The 23743-nt window shown below is 45.2% G+C and carries 18 protein-coding genes and 4 tRNA genes; 6 read left to right on the top strand and 16 right to left on the bottom strand.

Features of this window, described 5'->3' with window-relative positions:
- Nucleotides 1-77: 77 nt before the first annotated feature.
- The 3 genes from AC58U0_RS33840 to AC58U0_RS33830 form a co-directional block, all read right to left on the bottom strand.
- The gene (locus AC58U0_RS33840) at nt 78-1061 is read right to left on the bottom strand and encodes a substrate-binding domain-containing protein (RefSeq protein ID WP_497383109.1); all 984 of its coding nucleotides are present in this window, start codon (nt 1059-1061) and stop codon (nt 78-80) included.
- 12 nt (nt 1062-1073) lie between these two features.
- Entirely contained in the window at nt 1074-2801 is a 1728-nt protein-coding gene (locus AC58U0_RS33835; RefSeq protein WP_497383137.1) for a cache domain-containing sensor histidine kinase, read from the bottom strand.
- Nucleotides 2802-2882: 81 nt separating this feature from the next.
- Nucleotides 2883-4541, bottom strand: a complete 1659-nt coding sequence (locus tag AC58U0_RS33830; protein ID WP_497383108.1) for a response regulator — start codon at nt 4539-4541, stop codon at nt 2883-2885.
- A 684-nt stretch (nt 4542-5225) separates the two neighbouring features.
- Here AC58U0_RS33830 and AC58U0_RS33825 point away from each other — a divergent pair.
- The 4 genes from AC58U0_RS33825 (at nt 5226) to AC58U0_RS33810 (ending at nt 9076) form a co-directional block, all read left to right on the top strand.
- Nucleotides 5226-6182, top strand: a complete 957-nt coding sequence (locus AC58U0_RS33825; protein ID WP_497383107.1) for an AAA family ATPase — start codon at nt 5226-5228, stop codon at nt 6180-6182.
- A 3-nt stretch (nt 6183-6185) separates the two neighbouring features.
- On the top strand, nt 6186-7337 hold the full coding sequence (locus AC58U0_RS33820; protein ID WP_497383106.1) for a DUF58 domain-containing protein: 1152 nt from the start codon (nt 6186-6188) through the stop codon (nt 7335-7337).
- A complete protein-coding gene (locus tag AC58U0_RS33815) occupies nt 7300-8673 on the top strand; it encodes a DUF4129 domain-containing protein (RefSeq protein ID WP_497383105.1) in 1374 nt (457 codons plus the stop codon). Before AC58U0_RS33820 ends, AC58U0_RS33815 begins: the two co-directional genes overlap by 38 nt.
- A 232-nt stretch (nt 8674-8905) precedes the next feature.
- Nucleotides 8906-9076 (top strand): hypothetical protein, encoded by a 171-nt coding sequence (locus tag AC58U0_RS33810; protein WP_156389969.1) that lies wholly within the window; start codon nt 8906-8908, stop codon nt 9074-9076.
- Nucleotides 9077-9176: 100 nt separating this feature from the next.
- On the opposite strand, the gene AC58U0_RS33805 is transcribed toward AC58U0_RS33810, so the two are convergent.
- Entirely contained in the window at nt 9177-9443 is a 267-nt protein-coding gene (locus AC58U0_RS33805) for a zinc ribbon domain-containing protein (RefSeq protein WP_497383104.1), read from the bottom strand.
- A gap of 190 nt (nt 9444-9633) precedes the next feature.
- Here AC58U0_RS33805 and hprK point away from each other — a divergent pair, with 190 nt between their 5' ends.
- The gene (hprK, locus tag AC58U0_RS33800) at nt 9634-10548 is read left to right on the top strand and encodes an HPr(Ser) kinase/phosphatase (protein ID WP_497383102.1); all 915 of its coding nucleotides are present in this window, start codon (nt 9634-9636) and stop codon (nt 10546-10548) included.
- Between the two features lie 34 nt (nt 10549-10582).
- On the opposite strand, the gene AC58U0_RS33795 is transcribed toward hprK, so the two are convergent.
- Nucleotides 10583-11062: a hypothetical protein gene (locus AC58U0_RS33795; RefSeq protein ID WP_497383100.1), complete on the bottom strand. Its 480-nt coding sequence runs from the start codon at nt 11060-11062 to the stop codon at nt 10583-10585.
- Between the two features lie 221 nt (nt 11063-11283).
- Between AC58U0_RS33795 and AC58U0_RS33790 the strand changes: the two genes are divergently transcribed.
- The gene (locus tag AC58U0_RS33790; protein ID WP_497383099.1) at nt 11284-12261 is read left to right on the top strand and encodes a hypothetical protein; all 978 of its coding nucleotides are present in this window, start codon (nt 11284-11286) and stop codon (nt 12259-12261) included.
- 77 nt (nt 12262-12338) lie between these two features.
- On the opposite strand, the gene AC58U0_RS33785 is transcribed toward AC58U0_RS33790, so the two are convergent.
- The 11 genes from AC58U0_RS33785 to AC58U0_RS33735 form a co-directional block, all read right to left on the bottom strand.
- Complete coding sequence (locus AC58U0_RS33785; RefSeq protein ID WP_497383098.1) at nt 12339-14342, bottom strand: transglycosylase domain-containing protein; 2004 nt, start codon at nt 14340-14342, stop codon at nt 12339-12341.
- A 153-nt stretch (nt 14343-14495) separates the two neighbouring features.
- Complete coding sequence (locus tag AC58U0_RS33780) at nt 14496-15374, bottom strand: aldo/keto reductase (protein WP_497383097.1); 879 nt, start codon at nt 15372-15374, stop codon at nt 14496-14498.
- Nucleotides 15375-15525: 151 nt separating this feature from the next.
- Nucleotides 15526-17184: a thiamine pyrophosphate-binding protein gene (locus tag AC58U0_RS33775; RefSeq protein WP_497383096.1), complete on the bottom strand. Its 1659-nt coding sequence runs from the start codon at nt 17182-17184 to the stop codon at nt 15526-15528.
- Between the two features lie 5 nt (nt 17185-17189).
- The gene (locus AC58U0_RS33770) at nt 17190-18983 is read right to left on the bottom strand and encodes a GAF domain-containing sensor histidine kinase (protein ID WP_497383095.1); all 1794 of its coding nucleotides are present in this window, start codon (nt 18981-18983) and stop codon (nt 17190-17192) included.
- Between the two features lie 27 nt (nt 18984-19010).
- Nucleotides 19011-19901: a GGDEF domain-containing response regulator gene (locus tag AC58U0_RS33765; RefSeq protein WP_497383094.1), complete on the bottom strand. Its 891-nt coding sequence runs from the start codon at nt 19899-19901 to the stop codon at nt 19011-19013.
- 49 nt (nt 19902-19950) lie between these two features.
- The gene (locus AC58U0_RS33760) at nt 19951-20988 is read right to left on the bottom strand and encodes an HD-GYP domain-containing protein (RefSeq protein WP_497383093.1); all 1038 of its coding nucleotides are present in this window, start codon (nt 20986-20988) and stop codon (nt 19951-19953) included.
- Nucleotides 20989-21259: 271 nt separating this feature from the next.
- Complete coding sequence (locus AC58U0_RS33755) at nt 21260-23083, bottom strand: carboxypeptidase-like regulatory domain-containing protein (protein ID WP_497383092.1); 1824 nt, start codon at nt 23081-23083, stop codon at nt 21260-21262.
- 250 nt (nt 23084-23333) lie between these two features.
- Nucleotides 23334-23407 (bottom strand) — tRNA-Pro (locus AC58U0_RS33750).
- Nucleotides 23408-23433: 26 nt separating this feature from the next.
- Nucleotides 23434-23510: transfer RNA gene (locus tag AC58U0_RS33745), tRNA-Arg, on the bottom strand.
- A gap of 8 nt (nt 23511-23518) precedes the next feature.
- A tRNA-Gly gene (locus tag AC58U0_RS33740) sits at nt 23519-23593 on the bottom strand.
- 43 nt (nt 23594-23636) lie between these two features.
- Nucleotides 23637-23716: transfer RNA gene (locus tag AC58U0_RS33735), tRNA-Leu, on the bottom strand.
- Nucleotides 23717-23743 lie beyond the last annotated feature (27 nt).

Genomic DNA, 23743 nt, shown 5'->3' with positions numbered 1-23743 from the left:
TATTTACATTCCCTACTATACGGGATCAAAGCACCAAAACAAATGCAATATCCTCATGTGTTCTATCGAAATTCTCATCACTTTATAAAAGGGAAAAGCAGCTTCTGATTATCCGGCCAGAACATATTACCCAGATCAATGGCTTTAATCCCTGTATCCACGCGGCTGGGCACCTTCTTCCCTTTCGAAGCTTCAACTGCGTTCTTTACACCTAAATATCCGATACTGAATGGATTCTGAATGATTGTCGCTTGGATGACACCCTCCTGCAGCAGCTCCAGCTCTTCGGACGTACTATCAAATGTGATGATTTTCACTTTGTCCTGAAGATTCATACTCTGAATCGCATGCGCAACGCCAATGGACGAGATTTCATTCAGAGCAACAATCCCGTCTAATTGGGGATACTTCTCCATCATGTTCCGGGTTAGCTGCGCAGCAAGCTCATAGTCCGTCATACTGTAAACCTTATCAATCACCTTAACATCCGGATATTTAGATAATTCTTCTAGAAGACCCTGTTCCCGAAGCTCTGTATTGCGCTCTCCTTGCATAAAGCTAACAATAGCAATATCACCGCTTGTCCCAGCCAGCTTGATGAGCTGTTTGCCAGCCAATTGCCCAGCCTCATAATTATTAGCTCCGATGAAGCTCTTGGCTTTGCGTGACTCTACTTCAGAATCGATCGTGATAACAGGAATTCCCCGCATTGACGCATCATCTACAACCCCAGATAATTGCTTATAACTGTTGGGAGCGAGCACAATGGCGTCCGGTCCGCTGCCTATCGATTGCTCCATTAGAGCGATTTGTCCCTTCACATCCGCTTCATCGCCTGGTGCACGGAAATCCAGCGCTACATCAAATTCTTTCGCGGCCACCTCGGCGCCGATCTTCACCGTCTTCCAGTAATCCCCGTTTTGACTTCGGAGTACAACCTCAAAATGTTTTTTCTGCTCGGTTGGTGTGGTCTCCTCCGTTTGTTTGGAACAGGAGGACATGGAGATGACGGCTACCAGGACGGCAAATAGTAGGGGTCTTACTTTCATTGTTTTATCCATGGCTTCTCCTTCCTATTCATCTTCCAAGAATACTGGAATCCAAACCTTGACGGTAGTTCCTTCTTCCAGCTCACTTTCAACCTTAACCCCATATTCCGAACCGAAATATAACTGGATCCGCTCATGTACATTTCGCAGCCCTACCCCTGACCCTTTTTCACTTTTCACATGACCGGTCAGGATGTTTTTGAGCGTTTCTTCCGACATACCAACACCGTTATCCCTAATTTCAAATAAAATCTTCTCATTGTCCTTGCCGACCGATATGTGAATGAGGCCTTCGTCTACCATATATTCAATGCCATGATAAAGCGCGTTTTCCACAAAAGGTTGTAAAATCAGCTTCAGCGTCTTATAGGTAAGTACCTCTTCCTCCACCTGAATCTCGTAATCGAACTTATCTTTATACCGCATCTTCTGGATAATCAAATAATTCCGAATGTGCTCGATCTCTTCCCCGATTGTAATGATATTCTTGCCCTTGCTCAGCGATATCCGAAAAAACTTCGACAAGGACGTGATGGTTTTGACGACGTCTTCCTTCTTCCCATTACCCACCATGCGAACAACGGAATTGAGTGTATTGTACAAAAAATGCGGATTAATCTGAGACTGCAGGACCTCCAACTCATTCTTCCTCTTCGTCTCCTGCTCATGGATACTTTGATCCATCAGCTCACGAACCCGTGAGACCATCAGATTGAATCTTCGCGAAAGCTGCTCCACTTCATCAGCGCCCCGAACATGAATATAGGTGTCAAAATGGCCCTTTTCAACCATTTCCATCGACTTTTTCAGTCGCTTAATAGGCTGCGAAATACGCGCAGACATGAAGGACGAGATTAACAAAATGAACACAAGGACAATGACGAGAAGCCAAATCATGAACGTACTGATTTCCTTCCGTGTTGTAACCATTTCATCCATGTAGGAGACGCCAATAATTTTCCAACCGATGTTATTAACCGTCCTGACCACGTTGAGCCGCGACTCGCCATCGCTGACATCCATGTATTTTCCATACGAAAATTTGAGCGCTTGCTCCACATTTTCATACTTCAAGCCAATATAAATCAGCTGCTGCTGCGGGTGATAGACAATGTTACCGGCAGAGTCATCGATGATGTAAACATAGCCCTTTTTGCCAAGAGAAACCGTACGAAACACGTCATCCAGCGTCTTGAAATTAACATCTACGAGCAGCACAGCCTCCACCCATTTCCCATCCTTTTCAATGGAAACACCTTTGCTCATGGATACGACCCATTTGTATGGATCCTTGAACAAATTCTGTATATGCGGTAGGGAAAAAGTGAGATGGTTCGGATTATCCAGCGCAGACTTAAACCACGACTGCTCGAGCAGTCGCGTATTTTTACGCATCTCGGTCGTGGGAATGCCGGTTACTAGTCCGCCATCTGCTGTAAAAAGATGAATAGAGACGATATCCTCGCGCGTACTCGCGATCGTTTCCAACTGCTCGAGCAGCTTGTCCGTAGGAATGCCGCGGCTCTTAGCAATTTTTGCATCGACCACCTCGAAAGTGTCCGCCATGCCTTTAATATAGTGCTCCAAGTTAAACTGTACCTGCTCAATCACCTGCTGCGTATTCAGAAAAGCGCTCTCTTCCGCTGTTCTAGAAAATTTATTATAAAGCACCAGCGAGACGATCAGCATGACGACCACCGTAATCAAAATAAAAGACATCGTAATCGTAAATTGAATGCTCTTCACTCTCATTGTGTCCAGCAGTACGTTATACAAGGCCTCGAATAGCGTTCTCACTTTACGTTTCAAGCTTTACCACCCACTCCTTTAACACTAAAGCCCTTTGGAACTGTTATTACGGTACTCTTTTGGGGAAACCCCGACATTTTTGCGGAACGAAAAGCTAAAATAATTGGCATCGGCATAGCCAACCTTCTCCGCAATCTCCAATGCCTTCATATCCGTGGAACGCAAGAGCTCCTTGGCTGCTTCCATACGAATATGGTTCAAATAGTTCACAAAGGTCATTTTCGTCTCTTTTTTGAAAATACTGCTGAAATACCCCGCGCTAATATGCAGGTGGCCGCACACTTTATTAATCGTGATATCTCCTTCGTGATAGTGGCTCTTCGTATAATCCTTGGCCATTTCGACCAGATTTTTGTACGTATATTGACGATCCGTCGCGATATGATTCATCATGCTGGCACATAATTCTGCAAGCCAATGCTTGGCTTCTTCCAAAGATGTGAATTTATTTATCTCCGTAAAAGGAATAAAATGATCGCCAAATACCTCATCGACGTTAAGATTCGAGTCCTTGGCCGCTTTCAGGATACAAGTCAATATTTCAAGTAGATAAATTTGGTAGTCCTTAACAGAAACACCGCCCTCAATCCCTTGAAAAAGCTCATCCATCGTCTCCCGAATCTCCTGACTCGTCCCGACCTTAATGCAGCGCGTCAAGGCATGCTCCTTCACATCGTCAAAACGAATCTTCTCCACGTTTCGCTTCTCCACATCATCAATGTAGATCATGCGGTTGTTGCCCAAAATAAGCCGGTAATCCAGCGCCAACACGGCGTCTTCATACGAATAGCTAATCTTGGTTACGTCTTTCATAACGGTTCCAATCCCAACGGTAAGTGTAAACTTCAAATATTTCTCAACGTTCTGGCGCACTTCTTCCAGTACCTTCATCGTTTCTTGAAGCGCAGCTTCTCTATCTATACTCTCCCTCGCGGCGAGCACAACCACTTGATCGTTATGCATGAAAACAAGACCAAGACGCCGTTTATCGGCGATCTCCTCCGTAATATTCAGCAAGGCAAAATATTTCAGCGCCTGATCCTCGGAGTATTTCAAAGAAACGGACTTCGCCAGCTCGCCGCGATTCTCCAAATCCTCTTCATGAATGAGCACCCCGTCGATACTAAGCACCGCTACAACATAGCTATTCCCACTGAGCTCAATACCATAGTTTGCCGCCTTCTCATACACTTCATCGCGCGGGAGTTTCCGGTTCATCAGGGTCGCCAGGAAATTTTCCTTAAGCACAGGCATGCTCTTGCGGTAATGCTCTTTGAGCAGCTGTACATTTTCCCGATGGGACACTTCCTCCTGAATCTGTTCCTTCACCTTCAGCAAAGCATTGATCAGCTCTTGCGCGGAAAAAGGCTTCAGCACATATTCATCAATATGCAGCTTAATAGCCCTTTGAGCATATTCGAACTCATCATGCCCCGTAAGAATGATAAGCTTAATCGTCGGAAAACGCTCACGGACCGCTTCAGCTAGTTGGAGCCCATTCATGAACGGCATCTGAATATCCGTCACAACCACATCCGGCTGCAGCCGCTCAACCATTTCCAGCGCTTCCCTGCCGTTTTCCGCCTTCTCTACCACTACAAAGCCAATAGCTTCCCAATTTATCTCACGGACGACACCTTCCCGCACGTCCTCTTCGTCATCCACTAATAGCAGCTTGTACATGCTCTTCCTCCTAAAGCTTTTCGTATAAAAAGCTTACTTCGCAAACACTTCTCGTAAGCGTATTCTTAATAAACATCATTGTACTAACTGCCTATGGAATACACAACTGGTTGACACTCTAATGACGAAATAATGGTAAAAATCACCTTTTGTCTGTTAAAATTAAGTGAAAGAAAGAAAACCCACTAAAAAGGACATCAATCTAGGACAATCTCCTGCTTAGCATGGTGCAGTTTTAAGGAATAAACATTCGCGAACAAGCTCCATTCAGCCGTCGCTGGACTGGGACTTTGCAAACAAACTTCACTCAGCCGCCGCTGGACTGGGACTTCGCGATCAAACTCCACTCAGCCGTTGCCGGACTGGGTCTTCGCGGTCAAACTCCACTCAGCCGCCGCTGAACTGGGTCATCGCAATGATGAAGGGAACCTGAGTACGCTATTTCTTGCAAAATGCTCGTTTCCATTCCCCAAAGGGAACTACGATGCGTTATTTTGTCAAAATCGAGGAATTCTCGGCGATTTTCAAGGAATAGCGGAACGAGGTTCCGCTTAAGCCCCTGAAAACAGCTAAACGAAAGAAATAACGAATCGACGTTCCCTCATTGGACAGGAATTGTAGTAAAACTGCTTACAAGACAGCAATTACAATAAAACTGCTCACACAAACAAGGAGGAAAACCCATTGGATTTCGCACAAATAGGACGAATCTCTACACTTATTCAAGCAAACGTAGGTAAAGTCATTGTTGGCAAGGACAATACCGTCGAGCTTATGGTCATTGCCCTCATTGCTTCTGGGCATGTGCTGCTTGAGGATGTTCCCGGTACAGGGAAAACGCAGCTAGCCAAAGCGTTGGCCCGTTCCCTCGACGGCACAATGAAGCGCATCCAGTTCACGCCCGACTTGCTGCCGTCGGATGTAAGCGGCATCAATTTCTTCAACCAGAAGCTGGGCGAATTCGAATTCCGCCCAGGTCCGTTATTCGCTCACATCGTGCTTGCCGATGAGATTAACCGCGCGACCCCGCGCACGCAGTCCAGCTTGCTGGAAAGCATGGAGGAACGCCAAGTGAGCATCGACGGTGAAACGCGTATGCTCGAAGCTCCGTTCCTCGTCATTGCCACGCAGAACCCTGTCGAGAATCAGGGGACATTCCCCCTCCCGGAAGCTCAGCTCGACCGCTTCCTGATGAAGCTCTCGCTGGGCTATCCGTCCGCAGCCGAGCAGGTCCAGATCTTGAAGCGCTACCAGCAGCATGATCCACTCGATCAGCTGCTGCCAGTTGTGGGCCGTGCTGAGCTGCTCGAAGCTCAGCACTTGTTCACACAGGTGCGCGTCAGCGACGAGCTGCTGCAGTACATCGTGCAGCTCGCGGAAGCGACGCGCACGCATGCGGATGCCGCGCTTGGCGTCAGCCCGCGCGGCGTTCGCGCCTTGATGAAGTCGGCGCAGGTGTACGCGGCGCTTCGCAGCCGCGACTACGTACTGCCGGACGACATCAAGGCGCTGGTAGGGCCCGTCTGGGCGCATCGCATCTTGCTGCGCACGCGATCGCGCCAACAAGACCAGCAGGTGCATGCGCTGCTGGTCAGTATCCTTGCAGCTACCCCCGTTCCTACGGAAGTAAAGCTGGGGTAGCCGATGAGCATTAGCTGGATTCTCATCATCACTGTCGCTCTGTTCCTCCTCCAGCATCAGCTGTTTGCCCGCTGGGGGTTTCGCGGGCTTCGCATTGAGCGAGCCTTCAGTACGACGCATTGCCATGCCGGAGACGACATTGTCATGATCGAAACGATCGTCAATCGCAAGCTGGCTCCAATTCCTTGGCTTCGCTTGGAATCAACTATTCACGCGGGGCTTCATTTCGCGAAGATGAGCAATCTCGCAGTGAGCAGCGGAGCTCTTTTCCAGAATCATCGCAGTCTGTTTAGTCTTATGCCTTATACAAGAATAGTCCGACGCCACGGGGTACACTGTGTGAAGCGAGGTTGGTATAAGCTCGAAACGGCAGCCGCTTCAATGGGTGATTTGGTGGGGGTGCAAGCTGCTTCTTCGATCCACCGCATGCAGTTGGAGCTCCTTGTTTACCCTCGCTTGGTAAGCAGAGATGAGATCCCACTCCTCTCCAGCCGATGGCAAGGCGAGATCACCGTCAAACGCTGGATCATGCCGGATCCGTTCCTCGTTTCCGGCGCACGGGAATATCGTTTTGGGGATACAATGAACAGCATCCACTGGAAGGCGACTGCACGCAGCCAGAAACTCCAAGTATATAATCGAGATTTCACTGCTGACCCTAGGCTGCTCCTAGCCGTAAATACGCAAATAACGGAAACGATGTGGGATGCTGTGACCGATCCCGATCTTATTGAGAAAGCACTCTCGTACGCAGCTACACTTGCTGAATATGCCACGAGTCAAGGTATTCCAGTTGGTTTTGGCTACAACGGCTCTCTGCAGGGTCAACCTGGAGTTCCCGTGTACCTCGCCCCCGAAGGTGGTTGGCCACATTTGGAACACCTTTTTGAAACGATGGCCAAGCTTACCATCTCCTGCTCTCGCTCCTTCGAAGACTTCCTGGATCATGGAATCGAGCAAGAAGGGAACGCGATGGACATCATCCTGCTGACTTCCTTCGTGTCTAAGGGGATCGAAGAAAGTATTGCGCGACTTGAATCGCTAGGACATTCTGTTTTTATCATCCCGTTGCAGCATGGCCTTCTTGAGCTGAACGGAGAGGAGGTAGGTGTTTCCAATGTTAACGCCTATTCAAATGCCTTCTCAACGAGCTAATTTTCTTGTGAGAGAATTCTATCTAGCTATCTTGTACGGTTTACTCGAACTCATTATTTTCTTTCCGATTATAGTTCTTATCCAGGTCTATGTGTCTGAGACCTTACTCTGGATAACTTGCTTACAGTTCTTGCTCTGTTATGTGTTTGGCTGCTTTTTTGGACGTATAAAATGGCTAACTCGCACTCTCTACGAGTTAATGCTCTGTGCGGGAGCAGGTTTAACGATAGCCTACCTCCTGCAAGGCAACAACTGGCATGGCTGGACCTGCGCAGCCATTGGGTTATTACTTGCTTATCGCGGAATTCGCTGCACCAAGGATGGATGGCTCTCGCTCTTCCCTGCGAGTATATTTGTTACCGCAGGATTGGTTTATTTCGTAGGAGTCCCCATTATGGCACGGTTGGATCTTTTCCATCCGTATATAGGTTGGATGAATGGATTCGGGTTCTGTTCGCTGGTCATTTTTTTCTTAGCTGCGAATCGCTCTCAGCTCCTTAGCGCCACGTTAGCAGGCAATGAACGCGCTGCAGCATCGTCACTATCTGAGTCAGTGAAGCGTTCAAGCCGCATTTGGCTAATTACATTAATTGCTTTTATCGCAGCTGTTGCCTACTTTCAGCAATTGCAGCAAGGAATCAGCTCTCTACTTCGTGCTTCGATCGCTTGGCTGCTGCGTCTTTTGTTGTCCGAACCGTCGTCTGATCAGCCGCTAGAGCCAAGCTCTTCAACACAACCATTGCAGCTTCCACCTTCTGCTCCCGCTAGGGAACCAAGCTGGTTTGACATGCTGCTTCACTATGCCCAGGTCATTTTCGGCTATCTCATAGTTATCGCTCTTATCCTTTGCGCCATCTATATCATCATTGCCAAGCTGACACCTGCTCTGGTCTCGCTTATCCGACGCTTGATGAACCGTTCATATAGAAGCAAGAAAGGCGAAGGAACTGAAGGTTTCACGGATGAAAAAGAGAATCTTCTAGCTTGGAAAGAACTACCGCGCATGTGGTGGCAGCAAACGATGAAGAGTTGGTCGAAGGGGAAAGCAAATGAACCAAAATGGTCACATTTGCCGAACAATCGGGAGCGCATCCGTTTCCTTTATCGTGTTTTGATCCAGCAAGCTGCTGAGGAAGGCTATACTTACAATAAAGCCCATACCCCAAATGAAACAGAACGGGAGCTATCCAACCAATATCAGCTGTCCAGCCAAGCCATTCATGCCATTACATCAGCTTATAACCAAGCACGTTATAGAGATGACGATGTATCTGATTTAGAGCTTGATCAAGTACTGCAAACTCTTGATCCTCTCATTCGAAATCAATTAAAATGAATACCTTAAGCCCTAACCTGCTCACCCAAACCTGTCATCTGCAAAACAAAGAGGCTGCGCAGCAAACAACTGCTCAGCCTCTTCTCTTCTAAACACCGCTAATGACCATTTATCCGCTTCTTCGCCAACCCAATCTGCAACCCAGCATTCACATTCAAAAAAACAGTCACACTTTTGCACACGGCTGCATATACATAATTGTTTGAATACATTCGACTGAGGTGGTTTTGAGATGTTAGCATTAAAAACCGGTTGTGAAAAAGAAGAAGTTGTTCACACATTATGTGAAATGGGCTTGGACCAAATCGCAAAATGGATCATGGTATTACCTGAAGACAGGTGGGAAAGCATGTTTCTTTCAACATGGCCAACACTTGCTAAAAAATGCGGCTTCAACAGATAAGCTGCTTTCTTTTACATAACATACGAAAGTCCCTGTTGGCATTCGCTCTATGCAATCCTTTGCATAGAGCCTTTTTTGTCGTCATGGCAGTCAAACTCATTTATTTGTTTGGGGACCATCTTTTTAGCTTAGGAATATTTCGAGTAAAAAGGCCTGTAAGAAACCGCGGAAAGCCAAACTCAACCAGCTTCTGCTTCACCCGATCCTTCATCTGCTCTACGGTTAAATCAGGCAAAGTGAATTCACCATTTTGGTAGCAATGACTGCAGTATACCTTGCTCTTCATGCCAGACTTCTCTGTTCCTCCGCCTTGCTCATCACGAGCGAGCGGCATCCCGCAGCTTTGACAATTTTTATAGGTGTCCATGTGTTTTTACTCCTCCTAAGTTCTTCTTCTATTATCATAACAACAAAGCATTCAATTGCAACGAAAAGCTGACTATTATCTATTCAAGCGCTTTCATAGCAGGATAGTAGCCACCCTCAAGCGAATCTACTAGAGATAGATTGTCAATATCAATTAGAATAGTAAAAGTAAAACTTTAAGGAGGACTGTTGTGAAGCCCGTCACAGTGAAAGATTTGGCCCAGCGCTTCTCGCTCGAAGTACTTGCCGGACATTCGGAACTGCACCGTCCGATTACCAAAACAAAGGCACATCGCCCTGGCCTTGAATTTGTCGGCTATTTTGAATACTTCCCGCAAGCGCACGTTCAGCTGTTAGGCAGGAAAGAAATTACCTATTTGCACAGTCTCAGCGAGAACGAAAGAAATCTTCATATCGGTAATATTGTCAAATATCACCCGCCTTGTTTCGTCGTGACGAGAAACCAAGAAGGCTTGAAATATTTAACCAAATATTGCGAAGAAGAGAAAATCCCGCTCCTCCGTACGGCTTCCTCCACGAGTAAGTTTCAGGACTTAGTTGATTTGTATTTGAGCAAATCGCTCGCACAGGAAATTGCCATTCACGGTGTTTGCGTCAATGTCTCGGGGATTGGCATTCTGCTTCGCGGGAAGTCTGGGGTTGGCAAGAGTGAAACCGCCCACACCTTAATTCGCAGAGGACATCGCCTCGTTGCCGATGATATTGTCGTACTGAAGAAGATTAGCCCCGAGACCCTGCTCGGTACCCATAATGGGAAGACGAAGGAATTCTTGGCACTGCGCAGCATCGGACTGATTAACGTCTCGCGGCTTTACGGCCGCAAAGCTTTCCAAGACGAAACACGAATCGTACTCGATATTGAGCTTACGAAGTGGCAGGAGCACGCGCTCAACAACGATTTGGAGCTTGAACCCTGTTTCACCGAGTATATGGATATTAAAATTCCCCATATCGAAATCCAACTGCAGCCTGGACGAGATGTTGCCGGACTCGTTGAAGCCGCAGCCAACAACTGGTATTTGCGTCAGCAAGGGTACCGTGCTGCTGAGGAATTCATGCAGCGTCTGCAAAATGACACCGATTAAAAGAAGCCGCCCATCCTAGGATGAGGCGGCTTACTTATTTAGCTTTTTCTCTTTTCGTTAACCAAGTCGGGGTACTGATCCTGACCGTGATATCATCGTGGTCGCCGAGATGCATACTTTTCCAGCCCCTCTCTTGCCATAGCTGATACGGATACAGGATAAATGAAAGCCCTACCATGATGAGTAAGATGTGATAGTGCTTCACACTGATAAGATCCGCTATGCCTAGCTTTTCCTCAATCCGATGAAACACAAAGGCATAAAAGGCATCTAACAACAGATTAGCAACGACATATAACCAAAACCGCCCAAATGTAAAGTGAAAAACCCACATCGTTCCGACAAGAAAAATCCCATAGGCAAAGGCTGTATTTGTCACATAGCCCCATGGAACGATGGCATCTTTTAATATCCACAACTTATATGTATAGCCAATCTCATACACGATCGTAACCAAAAGAGCCGAGAAAATACAGACAGGCACATACCTATAAATACTTTTCTTCTTCATCAAAAATAAAGATAACCAGGGCAGCACAAATCCTGACCAAAGCAGCAATTTATTGAGTATGTTGACAACCTCCCCTGCGGTTTAGTTGATTTTACCATTGCCTGATTTCGTCCATCTTATGCATGGTTTAGGCTCCCTCAGCTCTATGTTTGGCTTTTCGACGATGCGGGGTACCGTCCTAAAACAATCTTTCGGATCGAAAGCTGTTAGTGGAGGTGCTTCTTATGCGCAAAAGATTAACAATCACGATATTATCTATTACACTAGTCGTTTTGATGCTTTGTGGGTGGACGGCCTATGCGGCAACTTCACCTAACACATCGATTTCGACTTCCGTACTGGGGACTTTTAAATCCATCGCTTCGGATGCTGTCACTATAAACACTAATACCGGTGATCAAACAATTCCATTAGCCAAATCCGTATGGGTTTACCGAAATGATCAAAAAGCCCAACTGGCTGATTTAAAGCCTGGGGATCAGATCGAATTAATCGTCAATAGCAAGCAGCAGGCTGCCTATGTGAAAGCGACCTCAACGGGTGCAACGGCACCCGTGACTGAAGCCGTTCCTGTGACACCAGCGAGCCCTGAGCCAACATCGACACCAGCACCGTCAGCAACGAGCGGGCAACCTGCAGCAACTGTGCCAAATGAACCTGTATCCAGCACACAACCCCCTTCCAAACAGAACAATGAGGTTTATCCTAACTTGGAGGACATCGACCTGAAGGTGGATGGCAAGCATTTCAAACTCCATATTACACAAACCAAGGATGCGAATAGCATCTTGTATGATCTGAATATGAAGCCTGAAAATAGCGGTACGATTCATCTCAAAGGGGACCAAGCCGCTGCATGGATCAAAATGCTGCTTGCTTCCGTTGACCTCAAATCTTCAAATGCCGAGCAGGCAATAACACAGCTGCTTGCCGAGCACTATAACTTGGATGCAAGTAAACTAAATATCCATATGAAAACAAAATGGGAACAAGAACAAGCGCCCAATACGCTAAAGCAGCAGGATTCCCACGAAGTTGAGAACGCGCAAAAAGATGATGACGAAGATGAGGATAAAGACAAGAATAAAGACAAAGACGACAAAGTTAAATCTAAAGCACACGGTAATAATGAACATTCAGGAAAAAAAGATGATCACAAAAAGAGTGAAAAGCAGAATCACAGCAGCCACAATGATGACTAACTCATAGAACTGGCCCATCATCACAATAAAAGCCGCCGATATCCATTAAGGAATGTCGACGGCTTTTTGCTGCCTATCTATTTTTTCTTCCCCTTGCCATGTCCGTGCTGACTTTCTTTTTTATCTTCCTTATTGTCCTGGTCTGAGTCTCCAGATGAGGACGATGAGTTCGAATCCTTACCAGTTTGAGCCCCTGCCCCCACAATCGGCATATCAAAAGGAACAATAGGTGTTTGGGCCAAGGCCCTACTCATCATCTCGCGAAATAAAACAGCAGGAACAGCTCCGCCGGATGTCGTTAAGTAGTGCTCTTTATCCGTACGGTCATAACCGACCCACACCGCAGCCGTTAGCTCCGGTGTGTAACCAACGAACCATGCATCTTTAGCGCTTCCGCTGCCTAAGCCTTCGAATTCCTTCGTCTGCGGCAGCTGCGTTGTGCCAGATTTACCTGCAACAGGGCGATTCATAGCTGCGTTCTTGCCTGTTCCCTGCGCAACAGCCACTTGCAGCATCGTAGTCATCGCATACGCTGTTTCCGGCTGCATCACGGGAGTCCCCTTCGGATTTGCCCCAACGAGCAAATGACCGCTGCTCGTCTCGATCTTCGTAATGGTATGCGCTTGATGCAGAACCCCCTTGGCGGCGAAGGCGCTGAATGCTTGCGCCATCTGAAGCGGCGACACCCCTTCAGAGAGCCCGCCAAGTGCGATGCCAAGCTGACGATCCTGAGCTGGTAAAGTAATGCCCAGGGACTTTGCAAATTGGAGTCCGCGATCAATCCCTATCTCGTGAAGCAGCCACACGGCTGGCACGTTCCAAGAAGAAACAACAGCCTCTTGCATCGTCACCTGTCCTCTCGTTTGGTGATCCCAATCTTGTGGCTGGTAGCCTTCGATGTTTAATGGACCATCATATAAGAGGGAAAATGGCTTATAGCCTTTCTCTAACGCGGGTCCATAGACAACAATCGGCTTAAAAGATGACCCTGGCTGTCTCTTTAACTGCGTGGCACGGCTAAACCCACGGAAGACTCCTTCTCCTCGTCCTCCAGCTAAGGCGCGAATTCCACCGGTTCGCTGATCTACAATTGCAGCGCCGCTTTGAATGAGCTGATCTGGCTTGCTTTCTGGAAATAGACTCTCGTCTTTAAAAACATCAGCAACTGCGTTCTGCACCGAGGGATCTAGCTCCGTCGTGATTCGCAAGCCACCCGTCAACAGCTGTTCTTCTGTAAACCCATATTCATGAACAGCTTCATTAATGACCGCGTCAACGTAAGCCGGATAGCGTCCCTTCAACTCGTTGCCTTTATCAGACTTAACGACACCTAGCGGTGAAGATTTGGCTTTCTCGTAGTCCTGCGCGGTGATTTTACCTTCATCACGCATCAATACAAGCACAGTATTCCTTCGCTCGAGTGCCTGACCTTCATCATTAAACGGTGAGTACCGACTAGGAGCCTTAGGAAGGGCGGCAAGAACGGCTGCCTCAGGCAAGGTTAGATCCTTCACATTTTTGTTGAAATACGTTCTAGCTGCTCCCTGTACCCCCCAGCTCCCTTCCCCGAAATAGATGCTGTTTAAGTACATCTCCAGAATTTCATTTTTACTGTAGGTTGTATCTATTTTAATCGCATAAGCAGCTTCTCTCAGCTTTCGGCCAAGTGTTTTGTCCGCATTGAGAAACAGATTACGAGCCAGCTGTTGTGTGATTGTACTGGCTCCTTCCGAATAGCTGCCTCGCAGCACATCACGAGCGACTGCACGGAAGATGGATCTCATATCAATACCCGTATGCTCATAGAATCTTCTATCTTCTACAGACACAACTGCATCTGTCAATGCCTTCGGCAATTGTGAGAACTGGACAGGCTCAATTTTTGAAGCAGATAACTGTGAAGCTGGTTTACCGTTCTTATCCAGCACAAGTGTTGACTCTGGCAGTGGCTGGCTCAACTTCGATACATCGAGTCCACGAATGTAGGAATAACAAGCCACGAATACAATCACACTACTCATCAGTACAACAACGCTGAAAATTTGCCAAAACCTTTTTTTCTTCCATAATGCTTTAAACATCTTACCTTCCTCCTTACGTACGCTTATATATATTCGCAGGATTCCTGCAGTTAGCGACGCACGAGGAAAAGGAACTCTTACCAATTTAAACGACGAATAAAGCCCCCAGCATATAAAAACAACTGAAGGGCCCCTATTTAAAATATATTATTTTTAAGCGATTGAGGTCGGCGCTCCGAAAATACTGGTGTATCCGCTGATGCTGCCCAGGATACGCTCCGCTTCCTCATCATTCATGGAGCCATATCGCTCCACGGCATCGACGATTTTAGGAAACAAATGAATGTCTCCTGCGCTTGCGAATCCGCACACACCAGGGAAAGATAACACAAAATGCACACAAGCATCTATCATCTGCTGCTGGTCAAAAGGTTCATACCATGTCGCATAAGGGCGCTTCTCCCCTTCTACCCATGGAGCCTTAGCAATCGCTTTGATGACCCTGACAGCTGCATTTTGCTTATTGGCTTCTTCCATGAGTGCATCGAAAGCTTCCCGATACTCCGGCAAGCTATACATATAATAATTGAGCGGCAGGAGAACAGTTGCGAAAGGAAAACGCTGTAACGCTTCCAAATGTACACTCGGAGCATCATGCCCATGTCCAGTTATGCCAATCTCCTTAACAATACCTTCAGCTTGCGCTTCTAGGGCTGCTTCCAAAGCTCCACCTTTTTCTGTGCACCGGTCTAACTCCTCCATAGAGCCTACCGCATGCAGTTGAAGTAAATCTACAGAATCAACCCGCATCCGTTCCAGAGAGCGATAAATTTCTTCTTTCGCTTCCTTCTTCGTTCTTTGCCCTGTTTTCGTAGCTAGGAAAATATCCTTGCGAATTTGACTGATTATAGGACCCATACGTACTTCGGCATCCCCATAACTAGCTGCGGTATCAAAATGGTTAACCCCATGCTGCAAGGCAAAAGAGATGGATGCATCCGCTTCCTCTTGCGTCACATTTCCGAGACTTGCTGCACCAAACATAACGACTGAGCTTTCGTAATTCAAACGACCTATTGTTCGTTTCAACATGAATGAAGTGCCCCTTCCTTATTGTTCTTACTCTTCTCCACCATATCATTTACTTGGCCAAGAATACAGTTCTTCGCTGAACTAGATGCAAAAAAAAGCTTTTGGCTACATACATCCAAAAGCTTTTTTTTCCTACGTCCATTTATGCCAATTAATACGTTGCCCCTTGCAAGAACTTAACCCTTTCACCCATTGGCGGAATTTCGTTGCCATCCACAATAACTTCAACAACCACAGGCCCTCCATGAGAAAGCCACTCTTGCACATGCTCTCCCTGCAGTTGATCCAAAGATCTAACCTCGGCATGACGCAAGCCAAGCGATTGGGCAACACCTGCTATACTAACTCTCTCTTGCGAGAAGTCTTCCAGACATCTTTTGTACTGCAGCATGTGACCATGATAAACCATCCCAAGTCGGGCATTGTTAATGACAACAAAAAGAATCGGAAGATTGTATTCCTTAGCAGTTAGCACTTCGAGACCATGCATGAAGAAACAGCCATCGCCTGTAATACAAATTGTTGGTCGAGTCGGTTCTGCTAATTGTGCTCCTAATGAACCCCCGATTCCAGAGCCCATGCCTCCGAAATTGATATCAATATCGAATTCTTGTCCGCTCTCAATCAATAAGTTTTGGATCGAATAGGTCATGAATTCACCGATATCTAGGAAGAACCGAGCATTCTTCGGTGCTGTTGCACTGAGACGACGGATCGCCGACAACGTATTCCATTTCTCTTCGCCTTGTTCGGAAGCTGCTGCTGCTTCCCTTAGCCCTTGAAATGCCTCATTTGCATATGATCTATCTTGTCCATCGGCCGAAAGTTGATCTAATAATTCCGCAATGACAAGCTTGATTTCACCATGTACAGGATACTGGGTTTCGTAGCACTTTCCTAACTCACTTTGATCGTAATCGATGTGAATGAGCTCTCTACCCGCAACCAATCGCGATTCCCAGTTGCTTGTGGCTAGCTCGCCTAAGCTTGAACCGATGATCAGCAGTACCTCATGATCGTTACCGTTCAAGTACTCACTCGCTTTGATATTCGCTGATAAGCCATATATTCCTAAGGAAAGCGGATGATTTTCGGGAAAGGCCCCTTTACCGCGTGGCGTTGTTGCTACTCTCCACTCAAGTGTTTCAGCCAGCTGTACGATACTGTCAGAGGATGCTTTAGCGCCATTGCCCAGCAGAATCGCTCCACGTAGACCTGCTGCTTTAATCCGCTTAGCAGCTGCCTGAGCTGCTGCCAAGTCCATCGTTGGTTGTTGAACTGGAGGTAACACCGGAAGCTCTCTATCGCCAATATCCGTCATTTGAATATCAATAGGAATTGCCAAATGCACAGGACCTGGCACGCCGCTAATCGCTGTGTGATAGGCCTCTGCCAGAATCTCTGGCAGTTGATTAGGGTCTAGAACCGTTCGGCTCATCTTCGTAATCGATGCAAAGATCGGCTCCGCATACAGCTCTTGCGCACCCCCCTTGCCCATTTTACCAGATGGCACTGAGCCTGTGATGAATATAACAGGAAGCTTCTGCTTCCAAGCATTCGCAGCCGGAGTCACGAGGTTCGTCGCTCCTGGTCCGCTAGATGCCACGCAAATCGATGGGAGACCAGTAATTCTCGTATAAGCACCTGCCATGTAACCTGAGCTGTTCTCATGCTTAGCTACAATCGGCTTAAGCTCAGAAATGTCCAAAAGGGCGTCATAGATCGCATTGATTGAGCCTGCTGGAATACCGAATACATATCGCACACCTTGCTGCACTAAAAATCTCAATCCTACTTCAATCGCCCGCATATTGGTTACTCCCTTCCTTTAGGTAAAGTAAATTTGAATACCGAACCTTGACCTTCGGTGCTCTCGAACCAAATTCGACCGCCATGCAGCTCGATAAGTTGTTTTGAAATCGCAAGACCTAGGCCTGTCCCATTAATTTGATTATTGGCTTGATAGAATTTCGTGAAAATGTTTTTCTGCTTCTCATATGGGATACCGATACCGCTATCATGCACTTCAACCGTAAGTACCGTTTCTTCGAATATCGTTTTAATGGTAATCACACCCATAGGAGGCGTAAATTTAATCGCATTGGAGAGTAAATTCAATAGAATCTGCAGAATGCGTTGTTTATCTACGCTTACAATCGTATCCGTTTCTGCATCTGATTCAACAACAAGAATCAGTTTCTTCTTATTGATCAGTGACTGTACAATAGTAACAGATTCCTTAATGATTTCTTTGAAATCAGCTTCGGTATATACCAATTCAAATTTACCGTTTTCCATTTTAGCGAAATCCAGCAATTCATTCACTTGATCCAGCAAACGCTCGATCGACTTGGACGCTATATCTAGTAAATCCTTCTGCGAATCGTTGAGACCCCCGAGAATCCCTTTGCTAAGAATGTCTACAGATCCTTTAACCGCTGTTATCGGCGTACGCAGCTCATGCGAAAGTGTCGCGATGAAATCGCTTTTCAACTCATTCAGATGCTCTAGTTCACGTACTAGCCCCTCTAGCTTGAAGTTAGCATGCTGCAGCTCTATAGAACGCTCATTGACGGAATGATCCAATGTCTCCGTATGCTGAGCATTCGAAAGTGCTGTAGCTGTAGCATCAGAAATCGATTGGCAGAATTCCAATATGCTCGCTTCATACTTCCTTGGCTTCCCGATAGAGGGAATCGCCACGACACCGTAAACGGAACCTTTGGCCACGAGCGGGAATACCATAATACTTCGAATATCAAAAGAGACGAATGCTTTATGATTAGGCCGCGGATCTGCGTACACATCCTCAATTGCCGCTGATTTCTTCTGAGTAATGACTTCATACAAAAGGCGGTCATTCTCAATCGTTAACTTGACTTCTCTGTGCTTAACCTTCCATTCGTCAACCGTTACATTCTCAGATGACAATTGGTAAGGTTCAATCGTATGCTCTTTTTCATTATATAGATGAATACCGATATCCTTAGATCCACTGGCTTTACGCATGTAATGGAAAAAAGTGTTCAACACATCTTTGACCGACAATGACTCCGATAAAGCTTTCGTCGCGTCAAGAAGAAGCTGCTGCTTCTCCATCAGAAGCTGCCGTTGCTCGAACATGCGAATGTTGCGAATCGCTACACTGGCCATGTTAACAAAAGCTTCTGTAACTTCCATCTGCTCTTGGGTAATATTCATCGGTTTTCCGAAATCGTGGACGAAGACAAGCCCAAACACGTCATTTTCTACTATGACGGGAATCCCGAGGATCGATTTAATTTTTAACAATTGTCTTTTGGATTGATCCAATCTCAGATCGATACTCGTATCCGAGATATAGTCGCTAGCTTGGTTGCGTAAAATATCCCTAACAAACTCATCTTCCTTAGGATCAATAAGCAGCTCCGTTATATCCACAGGCAATTTATTGCCTTTATATCCTTGAAAAGTACCATCCGGCTGTTTCAGGAAAAAACCAACAAGATCTGCTTGCGTAATCTCTCCTGCTATCGCGTCAACGAAGACCTGCAGGATTTCAGACATTTCAAACTGAGAATTAATGACCTTCGTCATTTGAAATAACTTTTGAAAACTTTTTAATTCCATGACCATGCCCCACCCATTCCCCTTTTATTATCGAATCTTTATTTGATGTCTTCCATTATTCTTGGCCCCAAGAAGTGCAGAATCAGCTTGCATAATGATTTGATCGAACGAGGTAGGGTCGAAATTATTCGTCAACCCGATGCTCACTGAAAATTCCTGTGATTTATGCGGTGCTAGGCTAACCTTTAAACCATCGACAGCCTTAATAATGCTGTCTGCAATCTCTACACAGTTCGCTTCATTTTGGAGTAAGACCAAGTACTCGTCCCCGCCATACCGAAAGGCTAGATCATGCTCGCAAGAGATTTTCGACGATATGATGGTTGCTACTTCTCTCAATACTTGATCTCCAACCAAATGACCATAGTTATCATTAATGTCCTTAAAATAGTCCATATCGACCATCATAGCGGCTTGAAACTTCTTGGTTCCCTCTTTGATCATCCGAATGGTAATATCCAAGTATGCTCGATTATATAAACCAGTTAGCGCATCTACATACACCAATTTGGCTAATTGTTTATTGTCTTTCTTCAAGTTTTTAACCTTCGCTTTTTGGTGGAGGGCAATTTCAACCTTTCGTTCCAGCACATCCAGATCGAAAGGCTTGGTCAAATAATCAATGGCTCCTAAGCGTAGTCCTTGTAAAATGTCTTCCTTCTGCGCATTTGCAGATAAGAAAATAATCGGAATATCAAAATCGCTTTCGGCTATTAATTGTTTGCATATTTCAAATCCACTCACTTCAGGCATCATCACATCAAGTAAAATAAGATCAGGTGCTGTCTCTTTGACCATAGAGAAAGCCTCTTTGCCATCCTCAACCGTGATGATTTCATAGTGTAACGAATTTAAAAATATACGCAGTATATTTAAATTATGGGGTTCGTCATCGACGATAAGAATGCGACATTTCATTAATCTATCCCAGCTTTCATTCCTAAAATAATTGCATGTTGATAAGTTATTATCCATTCATCTGCATCTGCTCATCGATGATACTTAAGAAAATTCGCACCAATTTCTCATCAAACTGCTTGCCTGCGTGAATAAGAAGTTGCTCCCTGACTTCATGCACGTGCAGCGAATCTCGGTATACTCTCGTAGAAGTCATCGCATCAAATGCATCTGCAATACTTACAATGCGGACAAGCAAGGGAATCTCTTCACCCTGCAGATTGTCTGGATATCCTCTCCCATCCATCCGTTCATGATGCCATTTTACAATAGGCAGAAGATGCTCAACATCCGGCAAATCCTTTAGCAGCTCATAGCCAATTATAGGATGCTGGCGAATAACGTTAAATTCTTCATCTGATAACCGCCCAGGTTTCATCAGAATATGATCAGGAATTGCTATTTTACCAATGTCATGCAAAAGAGCCCCTAACTTCAATCGTTCCAGTTCGGCCTCGCTTACCCCCGCTTTCGCTCCAAGCAAAGTAGAGTAGAAAGCGACATTGTAACAATGATCAACCGTGAAGCTATCTTTAACCCTCAACGTATTAAAAAGATTCTCGTAGGCTTTCTGTTTCAGTACTTGTCTCCGGAATTGAATCTTTTTAATCAATTGTTCCATATGCAGCTTAATGAGGTTGCATAGATGCAATTGATCCTCCGTAAGTTGAATATCTGTAGGAAATGAGAATAATAAAGCCCCGTAAGAAGGACCATGCTTTATATGAAAACCGTATATGCACTCGTATTTACTCATAATTAGATAATTTTTCAAATGACTTTCTGCCTTATGTACAGATAAACGTATACCATCGGGATTTCGGAAAAAAAACTGTGTTTGCAGCACTATTTGCTGTAACTGGTCCATGACTGCCGTACTAATATTAACCGAATAAGATGCTGGGGTGCTCTGATGTTTCTCGTCTATAAGAAAAAGAGAGATATGTTCGCAGCCAATTGTTTTCTTGGCGATATCACTCAATTGTCCGATCGATTCGAAGATGGAATCAGAATTTATCACATTTTTAAAAAACAATGAATTCTGCATAGATGTACCTCTTATTCTTCTCAAATAAACTTCCCCAACTATTTAATTAGTACTACTTCTTCTTAATAAGGAGATTCTCCTCTATTATAAATAAAAATTTCCATTATTTTAATATTTTTTTACTCATTTGTTTATATAATTACTCACTTTTTGTTAATTTCTTGGATTATTATCTCGATTGCTGTCAGATTACTTGCGTATATCCCGAAACAAAAGGAAAAGGCCAGCCTATTTCTAATGAAATAGACTGACCTTAAATAGTTATAAAGTTCTAGTTAGCTGACATAATCGGCTTAATGAGTGATAATAAGACCTGTGTGTCCTCTTTACTAATTTGGGAGAAAGGGTTGGACGGGTTGTTGAGAGTTAATAGAATCTGCTTGATGTCGATTGCTGTAATTCCAGTGAAGTATTTTTGCTTAAGCGCATATTGTACGCTATAAGAAGAATAATTGTCTTGAATATAGACCGGTGAGCCATAAAGTGACAAGTGATTATTATAGTCCATGGTATAGATGGATATAAAATTTGCTCCTTGCGGAATCATGATAGACGTCGGAATAGATAGCCTCCATGGTGCCCCTTTAGTTACATGACCTATTTCAACAGAACTCACATTATACCCTGTAAAATAAGCATAGTATGCCTTAATGTTTGACTCATAGTTGTCCTGATTCCATGTGATATGTCCACGGATACTACGAGAGTGCTCGTCCCAATCTGTGAATTGAATCGTTGGGGGAAGCGGATAATAGGCAGGTATGTCATTCTCTTTGCCACTTTCTAGCACAGAGTATATCGCAATCTGCGTTGCGCCATTCGGGATTATGATAGGCTCGTTAATATTTAAACCGTTGTAATTCATATGGTTATCTATGATAGGAGGTTTCAAGGCAGAGCCGATCAACTGTAATTTTGTTCCATTTGCATCGGTAAAATAAATCGTTTGACCAGCTAGTTGAAGGAGAATATTACGATCTGAGGAAACTTCCCATCTTAGCCAACCAGCTATTCTCCCCGCTTGCGGGTAATACAGTTGCCCTTCGAAATTACTCGGCACAGGTAAATTCGATGTTATAGAGACAGATGTTAAGGGATCCGATAAACGATTATCATACATGAATACAATGGGCCAACTTCCAGGTTCTTCTCCATTGCTGTTAGTTACTACTACCCCGATTTCTACGACATCTAATGGCAGCGTTGGCAGAGTAAACTGATAAGCTTTATCTGCCCTTTTTCCGACGATACCCAAATGATGGTATACATTTAATGCATTCTTTGTACGATAGTATACACGGTACCCTGTAACTTGAGATTCATTCGTAGAACCAGTCCAATTCAGCACTCCATCAATAACTCCACCGGTTGGATTGGTATCTTTGAAGAGTAATTGACCAGGCGAATACAGGGACGATTTCCATATTGGACTTGTCACTTGAGCCAAGACAGATGATTCTGACTTCAACTCCAAGCCTATTCTTGTCGCTCCCGCTGGAATGGGTATTGCCGTTGGCAAAGTAAATTGATTAAGCGTCGCAGTAATATTTGAATACACGTTACCAACTACCGAATTATAGCTGTCTAAAAATTTTATATCTATTTGGCTATTGGCGGGAACCGTTCCATACGTATTCCATGTTACCCTTCCTTGAATTTCCGTTAATGAAGAGTATTCAAGATTATCTTTAAAGTTAAAACTCTCAAAAGCGGTATAACCGCCTCTATGTTCCAACGTCACATTATGCGAATAGTTACCACTCACTTGACCGCCGATATATGTATCATTGAAATATCCAGGAGCTGAGATATAGATGCTATAATTTGCAACTGGTAAATTTTCTAGTTTACCATGACCGACTCCGTCTAACTGAATTCGTAATGGAAACGGTAAGCTCTCTGAGGTAACAACAACCTTAGCTGAGCTAATTGGTTGTGACTCAGTATTTTTCACGGTGACATCAATAGAAGCGACTGAAGCATCTGAGCCACCAGGCAAAACCGCAGCAGAAGCTTTATCAAGATGAGGTAATGTTACCAATAATATGATTGTAACGATCAAAGCCGCAATCCATTTTGAATGACTTACTTTCATCAAACTCTCCCCTTAGACCAATAAACTGTTCATATTTCATTCGACATGATATGACATTTTCCTCTATTTTATAGGTAAAAATAACCTCTTTCTCAGTTTAACGTACAACTGGGAAAAGGTTAATGACTGCTTCGCTTCCTTAATGCCATTAACCTTCAACAATGAAATTAAACGTTATCGTTGAATTATAGGAATACAAAAAAAGCATAATCTAGCAGTGGATTCACTGCTAGATTATGCTTTACTATGATCGGGACGACACGATTTGAACATGCGACCCCCTGCTCCCAAAGCAGGTGCTCTACCAAGCTGAGCTACGTCCCGAAAGTATTATGTATTTCTAAAAAAAATGGCGCGCCCTGAGAGATTCGAACTCCCGACCTTTTGATTCGTAGTCAAATACTCTATCCAGCTGAGCTAAGGGCGCTTATTAAATGGAGCGGAAGACGGGGATCGAACCCGCGACCCTCGCCTTGGCAAGGCGATGCTCTACCGCTGAGCCACTTCCGCATAGGGATCCCCAAGCCGTATAGTACGACTTGGGGATGATTGATGCGCGTAGAGGGACTTGAACCCCCACGGTCACCCGCTAGATCCTAAGTCTAGTGCGTCTGCCAATTCCGCCATACGCGCATGCTGTAAATAAGGCAAAGTGAGTCA

The organism is Paenibacillus sp. J31P190 (assembly GCF_059692075.1).
Note: the sequence above shows the minus strand (reverse complement) of the source record. Positions and strands in the feature narration are given on the sequence as shown.

Excerpts from the sequence above, each read along its gene's own strand:
- AC58U0_RS33840 (WP_497383109.1), bottom strand. The coding sequence starts at position 1,061 with ATGGATAAAACAATGAAAGTAAGACCCCTACTATTTGCCGTCCTGGTA.
- AC58U0_RS33835 (WP_497383137.1), bottom strand. The coding sequence starts at position 2,801 with ATGAGAGTGAAGAGCATTCAATTTACGATTACGATGTCTTTTATTTTG.
- AC58U0_RS33830 (WP_497383108.1), bottom strand. The coding sequence starts at position 4,541 with ATGTACAAGCTGCTATTAGTGGATGACGAAGAGGACGTGCGGGAAGGT.
- AC58U0_RS33820 (WP_497383106.1), top strand. The coding sequence starts at position 6,186 with ATGAGCATTAGCTGGATTCTCATCATCACTGTCGCTCTGTTCCTCCTC.
- AC58U0_RS33815 (WP_497383105.1), top strand. The coding sequence starts at position 7,300 with ATGTTAACGCCTATTCAAATGCCTTCTCAACGAGCTAATTTTCTTGTG.
- AC58U0_RS33810 (WP_156389969.1), top strand. The coding sequence starts at position 8,906 with ATGTTAGCATTAAAAACCGGTTGTGAAAAAGAAGAAGTTGTTCACACA.
- AC58U0_RS33805 (WP_497383104.1), bottom strand. The coding sequence starts at position 9,443 with ATGGACACCTATAAAAATTGTCAAAGCTGCGGGATGCCGCTCGCTCGT.
- AC58U0_RS33790 (WP_497383099.1), top strand. The coding sequence starts at position 11,284 with ATGCGCAAAAGATTAACAATCACGATATTATCTATTACACTAGTCGTT.
- AC58U0_RS33785 (WP_497383098.1), bottom strand. The coding sequence starts at position 14,342 with ATGTTTAAAGCATTATGGAAGAAAAAAAGGTTTTGGCAAATTTTCAGC.
- AC58U0_RS33780 (WP_497383097.1), bottom strand. The coding sequence starts at position 15,374 with ATGTTGAAACGAACAATAGGTCGTTTGAATTACGAAAGCTCAGTCGTT.
- AC58U0_RS33775 (WP_497383096.1), bottom strand. The coding sequence starts at position 17,184 with ATGCGGGCGATTGAAGTAGGATTGAGATTTTTAGTGCAGCAAGGTGTG.
- AC58U0_RS33770 (WP_497383095.1), bottom strand. The coding sequence starts at position 18,983 with ATGGAATTAAAAAGTTTTCAAAAGTTATTTCAAATGACGAAGGTCATT.
- AC58U0_RS33765 (WP_497383094.1), bottom strand. The coding sequence starts at position 19,901 with ATGAAATGTCGCATTCTTATCGTCGATGACGAACCCCATAATTTAAAT.
- AC58U0_RS33760 (WP_497383093.1), bottom strand. The coding sequence starts at position 20,988 with ATGCAGAATTCATTGTTTTTTAAAAATGTGATAAATTCTGATTCCATC.
- AC58U0_RS33755 (WP_497383092.1), bottom strand. The coding sequence starts at position 23,083 with ATGAAAGTAAGTCATTCAAAATGGATTGCGGCTTTGATCGTTACAATC.